The organism is Tetragenococcus solitarius NBRC 100494, from assembly GCF_001544195.1.
Lineage (GTDB): Bacteria > Bacillota > Bacilli > Lactobacillales > Enterococcaceae > Tetragenococcus > Tetragenococcus solitarius.
Genome location: NZ_BCPY01000034.1, coordinates 1 through 18,296, shown reverse-complemented (window position 1 = coordinate 18,296; position 18,296 = coordinate 1). Strand labels below are relative to the sequence as shown.

Below are 18,296 nucleotides of genomic sequence, written 5' to 3'. Positions count from 1 at the left end.
TTATTGAGATTACCCCTTTTTTATAATGCACTTGATTGACGTAATTTTAAGGTTACAGGTACAATGAGAGTTTGTCCTGTTTCATTTGGATGCTTCATTAAATATAACAAATGGTTAGCCGCTGTTTCAGCAATTTTAGCTGTGTCTTGTTGAACGGAAGAAAGCGGCGGAGTCGAATAATTAGTAATAGGGCTATCATCAAAACCAATCACCTTGATTTGTTCGGGTATTTTGTATTGCATGTTGTGTAAAATATTTAAAAGTTCCAGTGCAATTGCATCGTTTGTCGCAAGTATGCCATCTGTTGTAGGATAGTTGTTAAAAAAAGCTTGTGTTTGCCGCTTCATTTCAGCAGGGGGATTGTCTAAATATAAGATGCTGCTGTTATCAAATGTAAAATGATTCTTTTTTAACGCTTCTTTAAATCCGGACAAACGTTCTTTAGCAGATGTGGATTTACGATTGAGGACTGCAAAAATAGGATGGCGGCAGCCGACTTTTATTAAGTGTTCAGTTGCTTCAAAAGCCCCTTGGTAGTGGTTTGAAGAAATAAAGGTGGTTTGACTTTTATCCTTGGGTTCTCGATCAATACAAATATAAGGAATCTCTTTTTTCGCCTCTGTATAATCAAAAGAAAATTCTTCTGCACCTGATATCACAATAAGGCCATCAACGCCTTTGCCTTGCAACACTTTTAGATAATCCAATTCTTTTTTTTCATTACGACCAGTGTTACAAATGATGGTAGAGTAGCCCCTTTCGAAGAGGATATATTCAATTTTTTGAACGACATCGGAAAAAAAGTAATTACTGATATCAGGAACCAAAATTCCAATTGTGTAGGACTTATTTGTACGTAACGTCTTTGCACTGTAGTTCATTTCATAGCCAGTTTCTTCGATCACTTGCAAGACTTTTTTTCTGGTTTCTTCTGAAAAACGTCCATTATTATTGATGACTCGTGAAACAGTTGCTACAGAAACACCACTGAGCTTTGCTATATCTTTAACCGAGACTTTTTTCATTAGCTTCTTCCTTTTATCTGTACATATTAATATATTGATTTTCCCACAGAATATGTGATATAGCAATAGTTAAAAGAAAACGTTGACAAAGGTAAAGAAGCATGCTAGATTAATTATTATAAAATAAGTAATCGATTACTCATTAGATATGTCGTTTGGGTAATCGATACCGCAAAGGAGGAGTTGTTTTGGAAAAATTACTTTGTCCCTCAATGATGTGTGCAGATTTCGGCCATCTAGAAAAAGAGACAAGAATACTTGAACAAGCAGGTGTGGATATTTTTCACATGGATTTTATGGATGGTAGTTTTGTTCCTAATTTTGGCATGGGGTTACAAGATTTTGAGTTTGTCCGTAAAACCACAGAAAAGCTCGTTGATGTTCATTTAATGATTCAAAATCCGAGCCGTTATATCGAATTGTTTGCCAATTTAGGCGCAGATATTATTTATGTACATCCTGAGGCAGATCAACAAATTGCCCGCACGTTGGATACCATCAAAAATTATGGAAAAAAAGTTGGGTTAGCGTTAAATCCAGCAACGTCTATTTCAATGGTTGAAGAGCTTTTACCGTTAGCAGATTATGTGATGGTAATGACAGTCAACCCTGGTTTTTCTGGTCAGAGCTACCTTGAATATGTTCAACCAAAAATTGAAAAGTTAGTTGATTTAGGTAAGAAATTTCATTTTCATGTCATGGTAGATGGAGCGATTTCACCAGATAAAGTCCAACTTTTAAGTAGAAAGGGTGTAGCTGGGTTTATTTTAGGAACTTCGACGATCTTTGGAAAAGAAGAAGCATACGCAACAATTATCGAAAAATTGAGAAATCACTAAGGAGGAATTCTTTTATGAAATTAGCATTAGGTAGCGATCACGTCGGTTGGGAATTAAAGCAAGAAATTAATGAATATCTTCAATCATTAGGACATGAAATTGTGGATTTTGGGGCTTATTCTTCCGAGCGAACAAACTATCCCACCTATGGAAAAAAGGTGGCTGAAGAAGTCGCAGCAGGGCACTTTGATGGGGGTGTGCTCATTTGTGGTACTGGTGTTGGAATTTCGATTTCGGCAAATAAAGTCAAAGGAATTCGTGCGGTTGTTTGTAGTGAACCTTATACCGCAAAACTTTCAAAACAACATAACAATACAAATATTGTTGCCTTTGGTTCTCGTGTGGTGGGTATTGATTTAGCAAAAATGATTGTTAAAGAATGGCTAGAGGCCAGCTATGAAGGGGGACGACATACCAAACGAGTGCAAATGATTAGTGAAATCGAAACAAATGAATAAGCTAAAAAATTATCCTGTGTATTTTAAGTGGGGAGGGTTGTATGATTATTTTTGTGCCTATTGAGTAAACGTTTACTCAACGGAATTGGGAGTTATCGTTGAAATAAATTGAATTTAAATGAAAAAATATGAAAAATAATGGTTGTAAATGGTTGCCAATGATGGTATGCTTACGTCAATAATTAATAGGAGTGAAGATACTGTGAAATTAGCAACACGAATAAATTCTTTTTTACCCAAATATGATCATGACCTACGTCAAGTTTTCAAGCAATTCCAAGCCTTAGGGTTAACGCATGTCGATTTAAACTTTCCAGAACATGTTCGTAATTATACTCCAGAAGAAATGAAAGCATTACTAGCTGAAAATCATTTGCAAGCAAATGGTGTTGCTTTACGTTTTAGAGAAGAATTTATCAACGGAGAACTTGGAAATCATGACCAAAAGATTTCAGAGCAGGCATTGTCATTATGTAAAGAAGCCGTTGATTATTGTAGAGAAATTGGCGGAGAAGTGATTACCATTTGGTTAGGATTTGATGGTTTTGATTATTCTTTTCAAATCAATTACGAGAAAGTCTGGCAGCAAATTCAATATTACTTAGGACAGATCGCAGATTATGCTTCTGATATGAAAGTAAGCATTGAATATAAGCCCTTTCAGCCAAGAGCTTATGCTTTTATTGACAGCTTAGGATTGGCAATGACCATGGTGAATGAGCTTCATAAACCAAACGTCGGTATTACTTTAGATTACTGTCATATGCTGATGAAACATGAAAATCCAGCTTATGGGGCAAGTCTTTTAGGAAGTAGAAAGAAACTGTTTGGTGTTCACTTAAATGATGGCTATGGCTTGAATGATGATGGTTTGATGATCGCTTCTAATAGCTTATTTAAAACGGTTGAGTTTTTATATTATGTCAAACTTCACCATTATGAACATGCGATTTATTTTGATACCTTTCCAGTGATTGAAGATCCGGATAGAGAGTGTCAAAAAAATATTGAAATGATAAAAAAATTAGATGTGGCGATAGAAAAAATCGGGATGGATCAAATCGGAAAAGTTATTGAACAAAATGATGCAGTTGCGGTAAGTGAGTTAATGATGAAATTTATTATATAAAAATATTGAAATAAAGGAGTGGAAAAAATGAATTATAAAATAATGGCAAAAGAAATACTTCAAGAGGTGGGCGGAGCGGAAAATATTTCTAATATGACTTACTGCGCGACGCGCTTACGATTAAGCCTGAAAGATCAAACGATAGTAGACGATGAAAAAGTAAAAAATATTGAGGGTGTTGTAAATGTCGTCAATAAGGCAGGGCAATACCAACTTTTAATTGGAACAGAAGTCCCTAAACTATACGATGAATTTGAAGATTTGGTCAAAGGAGACCCGGCAGCTAAGGTAGAAGAAAATACAAGTGAACAATCAAACGGCATTATAAATAATATTTTTTCCGCTATTTCAGCTATATTTGCACCTTTATTGCCAGCATTAGCTGGGTCTGGGGTTTTACGTGGATTGGTTATTCTATGTGTCCAATTAGGGTTATTAAGTGAAGACAGTGGGACTTACGCTATACTAAATGTTGCATCTATGACGGTATTTTATTTTCTACCAGTTTTGTTAGCGTTTACCTCAGCTAGAAGATTTGGAGCAAGTCCTTATATTTCAGCAATTATCGGCGCTTCTTTGATTCACCCAGAATTTATTGCATTGATGGGTGATATCGGTAATGGCGCTACCACGGATTTTTTGAATATCCCTGTTGTGTTGATGAACTATAATTCGACAGTTGTTCCTATCATTTTATCGATCTGGGCGTTTTCTTACTTGTATAAGTTTTTGGATAAACATGTCACAGAAAATCTTAAGTTAGTGATCATTCCATTAATATCGATTGTGATTATGGTACCGTTGACTGTGATTGTAATTGGACCGATCGGCGTATATAGTGGTGAATTTATTGCCAATGTTGTAAATTGGCTGATTGAAAGAAGTAGTATCTTAACAGGTGTCCTTGTAGGTGGCGGTTGGAGCGTATTGGTAAGTTTAGGTATTCATTGGGCCGTAAATCCGATTATGATTAATAACATTTCCACTTATGGATTTGACTATATTGTGCCTTTTACTTTTGCTTGTAACTTTGCAGTAATAGGAACGGCTTTTGGCGTTTATTTCAAAGCAAGGGATAAAAAAATTCGAGGATTTTCGCTTACAGGAGTGGTAACTATCGCACTATCTGCGATTATTGAACCGACACTTTTTGGTATGTTGGTGAAAAATAAAAAACTATTTTTAGCTCAAATTATTGGAGGAGCTGTTGGCGGCGCTTATTTAGGACTGATGAACGTGGTAACGACTGCCTTTGTTTTTGGTAGTGTTACGACATTCCCTGCTTTTGTAAGTGACCAAACTTCAAACTTTGTCCATGCGATGATCGGCTTAGCCATTTCTCTTATCGTGTCAGCAATATTAGGTTTTATCTTTACAAGTAAAGAAGAAAAACTAGCTTAACAAGCTTGTGATATTTTAAAGCAGAAACAGTAAACCGTCTGACTTAAAGGGTTTACTGTTTTTTGCTGTGAATCACTACGATTTAGCGACTGAAAAGAGCTAAGAGTAGATCCTTCAAGGGCTTAGCGGCTATGCCACTTAGTCCTTGATGAGATCGAAGCGAAAGCGAAGAGATGAACAGTACTAGGTAAGCGAAAGCGCACGTAGTAACCAATATTTCAGAATCACTACGATTTAGCGACTGAAAGGAGCTAAGAGTAGATCCTTCAAGGGCTTAGCGGCTATGCCACTTAGTCCTTGATGAGATCGAAGCGAAAGCGAAGAGATGAACAGTACTAGGTAAGCGAAGCGCACGTAGTGTCCAATATCCAGTCGTATTTCAATTCATTTTGCAATTATCTTGTGTTTCGGTATACTGTAAACAGATAGTTACAAAGACGGAGGGAAGATAATGATTCCGTATGAAAGACAAGTTAAAATCGTTAAGTTGTTACAGACAAATACGTTGCTTAAGATTGATGAGTTAAAGGAAAAGTTACCTGAAGTTTCTATTTCTACTTTAAGAAGAGACTTAAAAGAATTAGAAAAAGAGAATAAAGTACAGTTACTTACTGGGGGAGCGGTAAAACTCAATTCGAGTACGACTGAATTACCGATAAAGACGAAATCTACTTTTTATATAGAAGAAAAAAATCATATTGCGGATTTAGCGATGGAACAAGTAAATGATCAGGATATGGTTTATATTGATTCTGGTTCAACTTGTACCATTTTATTAGAAAAAATGATTTATAGAAATGTACATATTGTGACTTCAAATACGGGAATTTTTAATATACTAAATTCGGTAGCGGCTAAGATTACTGTATTAGGTGGGGAATACAATCCAGCGATTTCTTCTTTAAGCGGTAACCTTACCGAAATGAATATCGGTCATTTTATTTTTGATAAGGCGTTTTTAGGTGGAAATGGCATCGACTTAGAATATGGCATAACGACTCCTGATTTGAAAGAAGCGATGAAGAAAAATCATATCGTCCACCACGCCAAAAAAAGCTTTTTACTCTGTGATAGTTCAAAGTTCCATCAAGTAGCAAATGTAAAATCTTTTGATCTGGATTCTGTTACATTAATTTCAGATAAGGGAGATGCGCAGTTAGAAGAAAAAACGAATATTATCTTTTAAAACGATTGAAGTACAGTAAAACTTAAATGATGAAAAGACGAAAGCGGACGATAAAACTTTGTCCGCCTTTTTTATTTGGACCAAAAAGAAAGGGTTTTCATTCAACTGTAGGTATAGTACACTTATTCTGAAGAGGTATAAATCACTTTTAAAACGCGAGAAGAACGCTCTTAAAGAACTAGATTTTAAGCAGCATCATCTTTATATATAAAAGAATGGAGGGAGATAGTGATAGTAGGGTAACTTTTCTAAATTTTTTGATGGTATAAGCTCTAGTTTTTTTCTATCTTTTAGAAATACTTAGAGGAAAAGTAGTAGGAGGGGTAAAATGTGGAAAAAAGGATTATTTTTGTTAGCCGCGTCATTTTTATTAAGTGCTTGTGAGAGTACTAAAGAGAATACTAAAGAGAATACTTCAGCTCAAGAGCAGGATGGAACAGGAAATGTTGAAGAAAAATCTGACGGATCAACGGATTTTGGCGTTGTAAAAAATCCGGGGAACGGTCCTAATATTAGTTATTCTTTAGATAGTGATATAGAAATTTTAACAGAAGAAGACGGCGATGAGACCTATTATTTTAAGGACCTAAATGGGAATGGGGAATTGGATTCGTTTGAAGATTGGCGCGAAAGCTCAGAGACTCGTGCAAAAGCATTTGTTGAAGAGCTATCAATGGATCAAATTGCTGGATTAATGTTATTTAGTTCTCATGAAAGAGATCAGTCAAAAGGACTAACGGATGACCAAAAAGATTATTTAAAAAACGACGATTTACGTAATGTACTACATGCAGGACCTAATAATGTCGAAGATAGTGTACAGTGGACTAATCAAATGCAAAGTTTTGCCGAGAGTCTGGGGACAAAAGAAAAGCCGATTATTCCAGTAAATATTAGTTCTGATCCACGAAGTACTGCAGGGGAAAGTGCCGCTTATAATTCTGAAGGGGATATTTCGCGATGGCCTTCTAATTTAGGTATGGCAGCCACTTTTAGTCCTAAAATTGTAGGTCAATTTGCTAAGATGTCTTCTCAAGAATATCGTGGTTTAGGTATAACAGAAGCTTTAGGCCCCCAAATCGATTTAGCATCAGAACCGCGCTGGCTCAGAGTAGAAGGAACGTTTGGTGAAGGCAGCTCGTTGGCAGCTGATTTGGCTGAAGCTTACGTTAATAATTCCCAGTCATCTTTTGATAAAGATGGAAATGATTTAGGTTGGGGAAATGATTCGATTACCACACAAATTAAACACTTTCCTGGAGATGGACCAGGCGAAGGTGGACGAGAAGCTCACTTATTCCAAGGAAAATTTGGCGTTTATCCAGGAGATAATTTGAAAGAGCATCTCAAAGTTTTCATCGACGGCGGGTTAAACTTATCGGGTAAAACCAAAGAAGCAAGTTCAGTTATGACTTCTTACTCGATTCAAACAGATAAAAAAGGAAAACCTCTTTTTGGCGATAAATACGTAGGAACTGCTTATAATGGTGATGTGGTTAATATCTTACGTAAAGACAATAATTACAATGGTAAGCTTGTGACCGACTGGGGGGTTACTGGAGACAACTCAGAAGAAGTGGGCTATGGAGAAAAATTTATGGGTTCAGGTTTTGGAATGGAAGACGCGAGTGAAGAACAGCGTCACTTTGAAATTTTAAAAGCTGGTATCGACATGTTTGGTGGAAATAATGACAAAGAACCTGTATTAGAGGCATATAAAATGTGGGAAGAAAAACATAAAGCGGGTAATTTAAAACAATCAGCTGAAGATCGCTTTAAAGAAAGCGGTGAGCGCATTGTAAAATCTATGTTTGATCTGGGGCTATTTGAAGATCCTTATGTCGATATGGATGACTCCAAAGAAAATGTTGGCAGCAAGGATAAAGTAGACGCTGGCTATAAAGCTCAGCTTAATTCTGTTGTTATGTTAAAAAATAAAGAGAATACGATAGCTCCTACTGATGATATGGATGAATATAAAGACAAAGTAGTTTATATCCCATCAACAATGAGAAATCCACATGAAAGCTCAATAGGAGACGCTGAACCATTTAGAGGCCCATCGATGGATATCGAAGTAGCAGAAAAATATTTTGGGAAAGTGATCACTGATAAAGAGATAAAAGATGATCAAGGAAATATAACTGACTATGAGCAACCAGATAACCTAGATGACGTTGATTTAGTTATCGCGGGTATGGCTAGTCCTGATAATGGTGAAGTCTTTAGCTTTGCCGGTGTTAAAGAGGATAGTAAAACTTTTTACCCACTATCTTTACAGTATCGGCCTTATACAGCTGACGGGAAGAATGTCCGCAAAGAATCCATTGCAGGAAATATAGAAGAAGACGGCTCCAAACAAAACCGCAGTTATTATGGAGAAACTTCTGATATCGCGAATGAATATGATTTGGATGCTGTATTAAATGCAGCTAAATTAGCGGAAAAAGCAGACCATGATATTCCAGTAGTTGTCGCTATGGATGCTAAAAATCCAGTGATTATGTCCGAATTTGAAGACAAAGTGGACGCTATTGTCGTAGGTTTCGGAATTTCTGATAACGCACTATTCGATGTTATTTTAGGAAGCCACGAGCCCAAAGGATTATTGCCAATGCAGTTTCCTAAAGATATGAATACTGTAGAAGAACAATTTGAGGATGTTCCAAAAGATATGGTACCTTATAAGGATAGTGAAGGAAACAAATACGATTATGGTTATGGCTTAGACTATGACGGTGTCATTAAAGACAAAAGAACAGAGGAATATGTTAAGTAATGATTACTTAATGGAGTGTCTATATAAGCTTTATGGCATGATATAAATAAGAAATACGACTAATCATATTTTAGATAAAGTTATTTAGTCGCTAGAAGTTAAGTTTTGGCGCGAATCGACGTTACACATAAATGTTTCGGTTGGTTCGCGCTCAGATAATCTTATTTTATGAACATTAGCCCTTTTTTAACGTTTGTTAATTAATTTTTTATCTAGAATACCAGCGTTAAACCGCGTATTATCCGCGGTCGCTCTCTTCATGAGAGCGTGGATTGAAATGAAAGAAGTTGATTACAAAAATGTTTAAACAACCGTCGCTCTCTTCATGAGAGCGTGGATTGAAATTAATCTCGTCACTGCCTACCTCCCAACACTTCAGTCGCTCTCTTCATGAGAGCGTGGATTGAAATAGTTCCGCGAGCAAGATGGTCAACCAACCAACTTAGTCGCTCTCTTCATGAGAGCGTGGATTGAAATGGTCTGAATTTGTCGTGTGGATTCCCAAGCTGTCGTCGCTCTCTTCATGAGAGCGTGGATTGAAATAATATGATTAACTGGGAAGTACAAACTTACCGTGGTCGCTCTCTTCATGAGAGCGTGGATTGAAATTACTACTGCACGACTTGCTTTACCTGTGGCGCTGTCGTCGCTCTCTTCATGAGAGCGTGGATTGAAATACAAAGAAACAAAAACAAGCATCAGAAAGATTATGTCGCTCTCTTCATGAGAGCGTGGATTGAAATTATCGTTTATAAAAGATAATATTTTCCACATCCCGTCGCTCTCTTCATGAGAGCGTGGATTGAAATTTTATTTTGTGTTTTCTCGTCGCCATTTCTCGGGTCGCTCTCTTCATGAGAGCGTGGATTGAAATGTGGAATTACGACCACTCTAAAAGGATCATCTTTGTCGCTCTCTTCATGAGAGCGTGGATTGAAATGGCTTTGCTAATTGGGGTTAGCAGAGCCTTTTGTGTCGCTCTCTTCATGAGAGCGTGGATTGAAATTAATAAAGAACGGTTGTACAGAATATGGAAGAATATGTCGCTCTCTTCATGAGAGCGTGGATTGAAATGATATAAAGCAACTAATCCAGCTGTAACACCAAGTCGCTCTCTTCATGAGAGCGTGGATTGAAATTTAAGTGAGCAGGGCTTTTTTACATAATTTTAATAGTCGCTCTCTTCATGAGAGCGTGGATTGAAATTTGCTGTTCTTTCCACGCTTGATAATCCGATTCAGTCGCTCTCTTCATGAGAGCGTGGATTGAAATAAATAATAGAGATGCATGAGTATGTCTAAGACCAGTCGCTCTCTTCATGAGAGCGTGGATTGAAATATAATGATCTCTCGCTAGTATCTCTTTTCTTTTGCGTCGCTCTCTTCATGAGAGCGTGGATTGAAATAAATTTTAGGGAATGGGCACTTTCTAGCGGTTATGTCGCTCTCTTCATGAGAGCGTGGATTGAAATCTTAATTGCTTTACCGACGTTTTTAACAAAATCACGTCGCTCTCTTCATGAGAGCGTGGATTGAAATTGCTAAAAATTGTTGAAATAACTGTTCTCGTTTTGTCGCTCTCTTCATGAGAGCGTGGATTGAAATATCCGTATGGATCCATAATTTTCGACATCATGGACGTCGCTCTCTTCATGAGAGCGTGGATTGAAATATCTTTGTGATTGATATACGGAAGGTGTTTTTTGTGTCGCTCTCTTCATGAGAGCGTGGATTGAAATATAAAATTCAACCATTGAAGGCGCCGCATTTCGTGGTCGCTCTCTTCATGAGAGCGTGGATTGAAATTAACCGATTGGCAAGTCGGTTGAAAGAAATTGACGTCGCTCTCTTCATGAGAGCGTGGATTGAAATGATGGATGATGTACTTAATACGTATAATAAAACTGTCGCTCTCTTCATGAGAGCGTGGATTGAAATTTTTTCATCATCTGCGCTAGATTCAGCACTTTCGGTCGCTCTCTTCATGAGAGCGTGGATTGAAATTTCTGTCCACCGTTTCATTACCTACCGCCCTCACTGTCGCTCTCTTCATGAGAGCGTGGATTGAAATACCAGTTTCTAAGAGAAGAAACAGATCTAACCTAGTCGCTCTCTTCATGAGAGCGTGGAATTAAATAGCAAGGTTATGGTTCTTAATAAATATGGTTAGAGCTTTTATAACAGTAGTAATGCAAGAGTATGTATAAGAGACAGATTTGAAGTTTAAGTTGATTATTATATAGGAGATAGGAGAAGATATTTTGTTGGAAAAAAGACACCAAACATTGATAGAAAAAAGGACGCTTACGCAGAAAAAACGCCGGAATGCGTGCAGAAGAAAAAACCAATAAAAAAGAGTGGGGAAAAATGTTCAATACTAATTACGGTAGTTTGAATAAATTATATGGATCAGATATAGACAAACTGTAGGTTGTTCAATAGGAAAACCTGGCTTCGTAAAAATTGCTTGTTCCCCAGTTCATACCTCTCTTTGCTTTAATTATTACATGATCACTTCATCACAATGTTTTGCTGAGAACATAATTTCTGGGCAATTTAAAAATTCTAAAAGAGAACGCATATATATGAAGTTGTAATATCCAAAGTCAGCTGATTCATGTTATAACGGCTTAGCATGTTTTTGGTTCTTTCTAGGATTAAAAAAGCTGAATCGTTGTCTGTTGTAAAAAAATTATGCTTTGTTGGTTTAGTTCTTAAATAAGAAACTACTCTTGAAAAGATTCTTTTGTTAAGTAACAAGCTGGAAGAGCTTTGACTAACCAAATTCCGCTTTTTGTTGAGTAAAAGGAATAACCATCATTGACTGCTTTTAAGGCATTTATGCGAAAAATAACCGGACGAGCATCGTGTCTTCTACCAATTTTCTTTGCTATTTCTGGATTATCTGTTAAATGGACAAATTCGCGTTCCATCTTATTTAATCCTTCTGATTGTATCATTTTGGCTGCCGCTGGGCTTGTTCCATGATATAAAACTTCAGGAGGAGTTTCAGGTGCTTGTAAAGGTAAAACTGGAATACTATGACCATATAAGGCCCGAATGTAATTTCCTTCAATTACATAGCGCTGTCTGGGACTTTCTTTTATTATCTGTTTAATTTGCAAACGATCAATTTTTTGTCCGTAATGAGCATTGAATTTATCAATGAGTTTGTTAATTTCTATTCGACCATACTCGTCTAAACGGATACCAATTTTTTCAGGATGGTGTCGTAAAACCAGTGAGAGTCGCTTACTGAGTTTACTGAGTTTTTCATTCATAATAATTTTACTCCTTTTACCTATTTTAACAAAAACAGCTTCTTAAGGCAGTTGTTTCTATTTATTTGCCTATAAACTTACCTTTTGTTAGACTAAAATTAGTAATAAAATGATGTGTTTAAGTTGGTTAAAAGGTTAAAATGATGTAACTATATTATCTGTTTTAAAAGAGTGAGAAGAGCTTCACAGGCTTATTAACGAAAGGAAGAGATGTTATGAGTAAAGTCGAAAATATTGTAAAATTGATCGGAAATACTCCTATGGTAAAATTAAATAACATTGTACCTGAGGATGCTGCTGATGTTTATGCGAAGTTAGAATTTTATAATCCTGGTGGTTCAGTGAAAGATCGTATCGCACTTGCAATGGTTGAGGCGGCCGAAAAAGATGGACGTTTGCAAGCTGGAGGTACAATTGTTGAACCAACTTCAGGAAATACAGGAATCGGATTAGCCTTAGTTGCTGCAGCTAAAGGCTATCATCTTATTATTACGATGCCTGAAACAATGAGTGTAGAAAGGCGCTCTTTGATGAAAGGTTACGGAGCAGAACTATTTTTAACGCCGGCTGCAGACGGAATGAATGGAGCGATTCAAAAGGCACGTGAATTAGCAGATGAGCATGGCTACTTTTTGCCTATGCAATTTGAAAATCCAGCAAATCCAGAAGTTCATGAGAAAACAACAGGACAAGAAATCATTCAAGATTTTTCTGGAGGTACTCCAGATGCATTTATTGCTGGAATAGGAACAGGAGGAACGATTACAGGTGTAGGTCATGCGCTTAAAAAGGTCAACGAGAATGTTCAACTTTATGGATTAGAAGCTGCTGAAGCAGCATTAATTAAAAAAGGAATTAAAGGTAAACATAAAATCCAAGGAATTTCAGCTGGACTTGTTCCTGAAGTGTTAGACCAATCTGTTTATCAAGACATCCTCACTGTTTCAAGTGACCAAGCTATTGATATGGCTCATAAGGTAAGTACTAAGGAAGGTTTTCTGCCGGGGATTTCTGGTGGTGCAAATATTTTTGGTGCCATTGAAATTGCTAAAAAACTAGGTAAAGAAAAGACAGTTGTCACAGTTGTACCTGATAATGGAGAACGTTATCTATCTACTGACCTTTTTAAATTTGAGGAATAACTTAGAAAAGACTAGGAATAACTCCCTGGTCTTTTTTTATTAGGTAAAAAGAAAAACATCCGGTTGTTGAATAAACAATAAGAAGCAAGAATGATGTTCAATCAAGAGTTGAATGAACAATGAAAAGCAAGAATGATGTTCAATCAAGAGCTGAATGAACAATGAAAGGCAAAATCGATGTTCAATCAAGAGTTGAATGAACAATGAAAAGCAAGAATGATGTTCAATCAAGAGCTGAATGAACAATGAAAGGCAAAATCGATGTTCAATCAAGAGTTGAATGAACAATGAAAGGCAAAATCGATGTTCAATCAAGAGCTGAATGAACAATGAAAAGCAAGAATGATGTTCAATCAAGAGCTGAATGAACAATGAAAAGCAAAAACGATGTTCAATCAAGGAATGAATGAACAATGAAAAACGAAAATGGTATTCATTTAAGAGTGAGTGAACAGAGTTCTTATATTTTTACGAAAGGTTAAATTTTGTTAATATAAATATACAACAAGAAAGGTGAGGTTAATGACTGGTCGTTTAATTCATTACAATACATTAGCAACTTTAATGAAAGGTGGCTTTGATGGAACTTTTTCATTTGAGGAGGTATTAAAAAATGGTGGTATTGGGATAGGTACTGTGGATCGATTAGATGGCGAATTAGTGATTTTGAACCATCGTGGCTATCGCTTTGATGTGAACGGACAAATTCATGAGGTTCGACCACAAGATACAACACCTTATGCTGCGGTGATTGATTTTAATGCGGAAAATCAAGTCACTTTGAACGAAAAAATCGATAAAGACACGTTAGAAGAAAATATGAGCAAATATTTTTCAAGTAAAAATGTTTTCCAAGCAGTTAAACTACACGGAACTTTTCAAAAAATAAAATGTCGTTCAGTACAAAAACAAGAGAAACCCTATCCTGATTTAGCTGAGGTTGCCAAGGATCAGGCCGAATTTACAGCAGAAGATATGACAGGAACTCTAGTAGGGATTTATACACCAGAACTTTTTGGAATGATTTCTGCCACCGGCTTTCATTTACATTTTATCAGTGACGATCATAGTTTTGGGGGACATGTCTTAGGATTTGAAATTGAACAACCTATGATAAAATGGCAAACTGTAGATACAGTGGAACAGAAATTTCCGATCGACAATGAGACATTTATGAAAACAGATTTTGATTATAGTAGTGTATTAGCAGATATTGAAGAAGCTGAATAAACAAGTTGAGGAGGAATTTGATGATGAGTAAAATAGCTGTAGTTTTTGCGCCGGGTTTTGAAGAAATTGAGGGATTGACAATTGTGGATGTGTTACGCAGAGCAGAAATGGACGTTACAATGGTGGGTTTTTACCAAGAGGTAAGTGGGAACCATAATATCACAGTTAAGACCGACCAAGTGTTAGATGAAAACTTATCCGATTATGATATGATTGTTTTACCAGGAGGAACACAAGGGGCACAAAATTTAAAAAATAATTCAACAGTGATTAAAAGCTTACAGACGGCTTATAGCAACGGAAAACAAATTGCAGCAATTTGTGCAGCGCCGATGGTTTTAGAAGAAGCTGGATTACTACAAAATAGAACTTATACGTCATTTCCTGGTATTGAAGAGGACATTAAATCAGGCGAACATTCAGAGGCGATAGTAGTAAAAGACGGTCAAGTTACAACAAGCCGTGGGCCAGCAACAGCATTGGCTTTTAGTTATCGCTTAGTAGATATCTTAGGCGGAGATAGCGAGAAAATCAAAAAAGCAATGCAGTATGATAAATTGGCGGCTTCTTTTTTAGAAAATTAATGTTTGACAAAAGAAAAAAATCCCGTTATATTTAAACTAATAATTTAACACGGGGGACTTTAAAATGAGTTACGCAAAGTTTGCTTTTTCATATAGCTGTTGTCAGACGTCGCGTTGTGGCGATGTCTGGCTAGCTTTGCGTGAGCTTTAATGGAGGTATTTTCTTCAAAAGTTCAAATGCTAAACTGGCTTTGAAGGAACCAGGGCGCGAAAATCTTAAGTGATTTTCGTGCCCTTTTTTTCGTGTAAAAAGAAGGGTGGGGATAACAAATGTTGATAGAACAAGCAACACAATTAATTGGAAATACTCCGTTAATTGATTTACAAATGGATATACCAAAAAAGAGCCATATTTATGCTAAATTAGAAATGTATAATCCCGGGGGTAGTATTAAGGATCGCTTAGGGGAATATTTAATTCAAAAAGCAATGAGGCAAGGAAAAATTAATCAGCAGACGACAATTATCGAACCGACTGCTGGAAATACTGGTATAGGTATTGCTTTAATAGCACAATCCTATCAATTGTCCACAATTTTGGTTGTACCAGAAAAGTTCAGCTTTGAAAAACAAGAGCTGATGAAAGCATTAGGTGCTAAAATCGTTCATACACCAAGCCAAGAAGGAATCAAAGGAGCGATTCAAAAAGCACGCGAACTTGAAAAATCCATAGATAACACCTTTGTTCCTATGCAATTTGAAAATAAAGCAAATCCTGAAACTTATTATCATACCTTAGCTCCAGAAATTAGCGAAGATTTAAAAGAACCAATTACAGCTTTTGTGGCAGGTGCGGGTAGTGGCGGTTCTTTTGCTGGAAGTGCTAAATATTTAAAAGAAAAAAACCCTAATGTTAAAACGATAGTTGCTGAACCAGAAGGCTCTATTTTAAATGGTGGTCCGGCACACTCGCATAAGATTGAGGGGATTGGTGTTGAATTTATGCCGCCTTTTTTTGCAGACATAGACATTGATGAAATAAAAACGATCTCGGATAAAGATGCTTTTTTCTATGTCAAAAAAATGGCCCGAGAGCAAGGATTATTTATCGGTAGTTCCAGTGGAGCAGCCTTAGCAGCAAGTGTGCAAGCTGCAGAAAAACTACCTTCTAAAAGCAATATTGTCACCATTTTTCCAGATAGTAGCGAACGTTATTTAAGTCAACAGATTTATCAATAAGAAAGTGAGGAATTTACAATGGAATTTAATACAAAACTAATACATGGTGGAATTTCAACAGATGAAACAACAGGAGGAATGTCAGTTCCAATCCATATGGCAACAACTTTCCAACAAAAAAAGATTGGGCAAAGCAAATATGATTATTCACGTTCGGCAAATCCAACTCGTGAAGCCGTTGAAAGCTTAATTGCTGATCTTGAAGGAGGTCAAGCAGGGCTGGCTTTTGCTTCAGGCTCAGCTGCTATTCATACGATTTTTTCCTTGTTTTCTGCAGGTGATCATTTTATTGTGGGAAACGATGTTTATGGCGGTACATTTCGTTTAATTGATGGTGTATTAAAACGTTTAGGGCTGACGTTTACAGTGGTTGATACGCGAGATTTATCTGCCGTTAAACAAGCGATTACCCCCCAAACAAAAGCCGTTTATCTTGAAACCCCAACAAATCCTTTACTTCGTGTCACTGATATACAAGCTGTGACTCAAATCGCACATGATCATGAACTATTGAGTATTATTGATAACACTTTTAGTTCTCCTTACATCCAACGACCACTTGAATTTGGAGTAGATATCGTGATACATAGTGCTTCAAAATATTTAGGTGGGCATAGCGATGTGATTGCCGGATTAGTTGTTGCAAAAGACCAAAAGGTAGCAGAAAATCTTCGTTATTTGCAAAATGCCATCGGAGGAATTTTATCACCACATGATAGTTGGCTTTTACAAAGAGGAATGAAGACTTTAGGATTGCGAATGCGTGCTCATTTACAAAATGCGGAAGCCGTGTTTAACTATTTAACAAAACAACCGTTAGTAGACAAAATTTATTACCCGGGTGATCCTAAAAATGTAGATTTTGAGATAGCTAAAAATCAAATGAATGGGTTTGGTGCAATGATTTCGTTCGAATTACAAGAAGGACTTGACCCTAAAGAATTTGTCGAACAATTACAAATAATTACACTAGCGGAGAGTTTAGGTGCAGTGGAAAGTCTAATCGAAATTCCGGCGTTAATGACTCATGGTTCAATCCCACGACAAACACGTTTGTCAAATGGTATTAAAGATGAATTGATTCGTTTATCCGTCGGAGTGGAAGATGTTAATGATCTTGTAGCTGATCTTGAACAAAGTTTTAATCATTTGAAAGGAAAATAATCATGTTTGAAACGGCCCGAGCGATTTTAAAACAAGATCCTGCAGCGCATAGTCTAGCTGAGGTTGTCTTGACCTATCCTGGAATGCAAGCACTGTTCTGGCATCGGATTGCGCAATATTTTTCTAATCACCATCATTCTTTTCTAGCAAGTTTTTTAAGACGTCATAGCGAACATCGTACTGGAATATCGATTGCGCCTCAAGCGCAAATCGGCAAACGTGTATTTATCGATCATGGAGTAGGGGTAGTTATCGGAGAAACGGCCATTATAGAAGATGACGTAGTCTTGTTACATGGAGTGACATTAGGCTCACGACATGCAGAAGATACTGGTAGAAGACACCCACATATTAAACATGGCGCTTATATTGGCGCCAATGCACAAATTTTAGGTTCAGTAACAGTAGGGAAGTTTAGTAAGATTGGTGCAGGAGCCATTGTGTTAAAAGATGTACCCGATTATGCTACAGCAGTGGGAAGTCCTGCACGTATTATTGAGAAAAAATGATAAGCCAAATACGAACTAATAATAAAGAATCTGCTAGTAAAAGTGATGGGCACCCCGTCAAGTGGACACGGAAATATAATAAAATTTTTAGAGAATGATTTGCTGATTTTTGGCAAATCGTTCTTTTGTTTTTATGATGATTAAACTTTGACTACGATTGTCTGAAGTATACTTTTGACGAGCGAACCCCCAAATATCTCACCATAAAAAGTATACGACGATTATGCGGCCATCAAAAGTTGCTGGTGAACTTGTAACGGGGTTTTTGATTTCAAACAACGTTGATAGCGGCCGTTGTTGTAATAGTGAATATAGTTTTCAATCATTGAAACAAGATGTTCGCGACTTGTAAATTGCCGACGATAGTACTTCTCCCGTTTTAATGTTCCCC

Annotated in this window: 15 protein-coding genes and 1 CRISPR repeat array; of the genes, 12 read left to right on the top strand and 3 right to left on the bottom strand. The window is 36.8% G+C overall.

Annotated features, from left to right (window positions below; all coding sequences use genetic code 11):
- Positions 1-20 precede the first annotated feature (20 nt).
- A complete protein-coding gene (locus tag TS1_RS09460) occupies positions 21-1,025 on the bottom strand; it encodes a LacI family DNA-binding transcriptional regulator (protein WP_068710144.1) in 1,005 nt (334 codons plus the stop codon).
- Between the two features lie 188 nt (positions 1,026-1,213).
- Between TS1_RS09460 and rpe the strand changes: the two genes are divergently transcribed.
- The 6 genes from rpe (at position 1,214) to TS1_RS09430 (ending at position 8,817) form a co-directional block, all read left to right on the top strand.
- Positions 1,214-1,864: a ribulose-phosphate 3-epimerase gene (gene rpe, locus TS1_RS09455; protein ID WP_083498288.1), complete on the top strand. Its 651-nt coding sequence runs from the start codon at positions 1,214-1,216 to the stop codon at positions 1,862-1,864.
- A 14-nt stretch (positions 1,865-1,878) separates the two neighbouring features.
- Entirely contained in the window at positions 1,879-2,322 is a 444-nt protein-coding gene (rpiB, locus tag TS1_RS09450; protein WP_068710143.1) for a ribose 5-phosphate isomerase B, read from the top strand.
- Positions 2,323-2,524: 202 nt separating this feature from the next.
- Positions 2,525-3,451 (top strand): sugar phosphate isomerase/epimerase family protein, encoded by a 927-nt coding sequence (locus TS1_RS09445; RefSeq protein WP_068710142.1) that lies wholly within the window; start codon positions 2,525-2,527, stop codon positions 3,449-3,451.
- Between the two features lie 27 nt (positions 3,452-3,478).
- Positions 3,479-4,852, top strand: a complete 1,374-nt coding sequence (locus TS1_RS09440) for a PTS transporter subunit EIIC (protein ID WP_068710141.1) — start codon at positions 3,479-3,481, stop codon at positions 4,850-4,852.
- 451 nt (positions 4,853-5,303) lie between these two features.
- Positions 5,304-6,038, top strand: a complete 735-nt coding sequence (locus TS1_RS09435) for a DeoR/GlpR family DNA-binding transcription regulator (protein WP_068710139.1) — start codon at positions 5,304-5,306, stop codon at positions 6,036-6,038.
- 328 nt (positions 6,039-6,366) lie between these two features.
- Positions 6,367-8,817: a glycoside hydrolase family 3 N-terminal domain-containing protein gene (locus tag TS1_RS09430; protein ID WP_068710137.1), complete on the top strand. Its 2,451-nt coding sequence runs from the start codon at positions 6,367-6,369 to the stop codon at positions 8,815-8,817.
- 247 nt (positions 8,818-9,064) lie between these two features.
- Positions 9,065-10,953: direct repeats of the CRISPR family, unit length 32 nt; unit sequence GTCGCTCTCTTCATGAGAGCGTGGATTGAAAT.
- 589 nt (positions 10,954-11,542) lie between these two features.
- Here the strand turns inward: TS1_RS09430 and TS1_RS09425 are convergent.
- The gene (locus TS1_RS09425) at positions 11,543-12,097 is read right to left on the bottom strand and encodes an RNA 2'-phosphotransferase (protein ID WP_068710131.1); all 555 of its coding nucleotides are present in this window, start codon (positions 12,095-12,097) and stop codon (positions 11,543-11,545) included.
- A 215-nt stretch (positions 12,098-12,312) separates the two neighbouring features.
- On the opposite strand from TS1_RS09425, the gene cysK reads away from it, so the two are divergent.
- From cysK to epsC, 6 genes are all read left to right on the top strand, one after another.
- Positions 12,313-13,239, top strand: coding sequence for a cysteine synthase A (cysK, locus tag TS1_RS09420; protein ID WP_068710128.1), 927 nt, complete (start codon positions 12,313-12,315; stop codon positions 13,237-13,239).
- Positions 13,240-13,761: 522 nt separating this feature from the next.
- Complete coding sequence (budA, locus tag TS1_RS09415; protein ID WP_068710124.1) at positions 13,762-14,469, top strand: acetolactate decarboxylase; 708 nt, start codon at positions 13,762-13,764, stop codon at positions 14,467-14,469.
- Between the two features lie 23 nt (positions 14,470-14,492).
- Positions 14,493-15,053: a DJ-1 family glyoxalase III gene (locus TS1_RS09410; RefSeq protein ID WP_068710163.1), complete on the top strand. Its 561-nt coding sequence runs from the start codon at positions 14,493-14,495 to the stop codon at positions 15,051-15,053.
- A gap of 270 nt (positions 15,054-15,323) precedes the next feature.
- A complete protein-coding gene (locus TS1_RS09405) occupies positions 15,324-16,232 on the top strand; it encodes a PLP-dependent cysteine synthase family protein (protein WP_068710122.1) in 909 nt (302 codons plus the stop codon).
- Positions 16,233-16,250: 18 nt separating this feature from the next.
- Entirely contained in the window at positions 16,251-17,396 is a 1,146-nt protein-coding gene (locus TS1_RS09400) for a trans-sulfuration enzyme family protein (RefSeq protein WP_068710120.1), read from the top strand.
- Positions 17,397-17,398: 2 nt separating this feature from the next.
- Entirely contained in the window at positions 17,399-17,905 is a 507-nt protein-coding gene (epsC, locus tag TS1_RS09395) for a serine O-acetyltransferase EpsC (RefSeq protein WP_068710113.1), read from the top strand.
- A gap of 221 nt (positions 17,906-18,126) precedes the next feature.
- On the opposite strand, the gene TS1_RS12850 is transcribed toward epsC, so the two are convergent.
- Positions 18,127-18,296 (bottom strand): IS3 family transposase (locus tag TS1_RS12850; protein ID WP_157061662.1); only part of this gene is annotated, 170 nt, incomplete at its 5' end.

Coding starts and splice junctions, on each gene's coding strand:
- TS1_RS09460 (WP_068710144.1), bottom strand. CDS start 1,025: ATGAAAAAAGTCTCGGTTAAAGATATAGCAAAGCTCAGTGGTGTTTCT.
- rpiB (WP_068710143.1), top strand. CDS start 1,879: ATGAAATTAGCATTAGGTAGCGATCACGTCGGTTGGGAATTAAAGCAA.
- TS1_RS09440 (WP_068710141.1), top strand. CDS start 3,479: ATGAATTATAAAATAATGGCAAAAGAAATACTTCAAGAGGTGGGCGGA.
- TS1_RS09435 (WP_068710139.1), top strand. CDS start 5,304: ATGATTCCGTATGAAAGACAAGTTAAAATCGTTAAGTTGTTACAGACA.
- TS1_RS09430 (WP_068710137.1), top strand. CDS start 6,367: ATGTGGAAAAAAGGATTATTTTTGTTAGCCGCGTCATTTTTATTAAGT.
- TS1_RS09425 (WP_068710131.1), bottom strand. CDS start 12,097: ATGAATGAAAAACTCAGTAAACTCAGTAAGCGACTCTCACTGGTTTTA.
- cysK (WP_068710128.1), top strand. CDS start 12,313: ATGAGTAAAGTCGAAAATATTGTAAAATTGATCGGAAATACTCCTATG.
- budA (WP_068710124.1), top strand. CDS start 13,762: ATGACTGGTCGTTTAATTCATTACAATACATTAGCAACTTTAATGAAA.
- TS1_RS09410 (WP_068710163.1), top strand. CDS start 14,493: ATGAGTAAAATAGCTGTAGTTTTTGCGCCGGGTTTTGAAGAAATTGAG.
- TS1_RS09405 (WP_068710122.1), top strand. CDS start 15,324: ATGTTGATAGAACAAGCAACACAATTAATTGGAAATACTCCGTTAATT.
- TS1_RS09400 (WP_068710120.1), top strand. CDS start 16,251: ATGGAATTTAATACAAAACTAATACATGGTGGAATTTCAACAGATGAA.
- epsC (WP_068710113.1), top strand. CDS start 17,399: ATGTTTGAAACGGCCCGAGCGATTTTAAAACAAGATCCTGCAGCGCAT.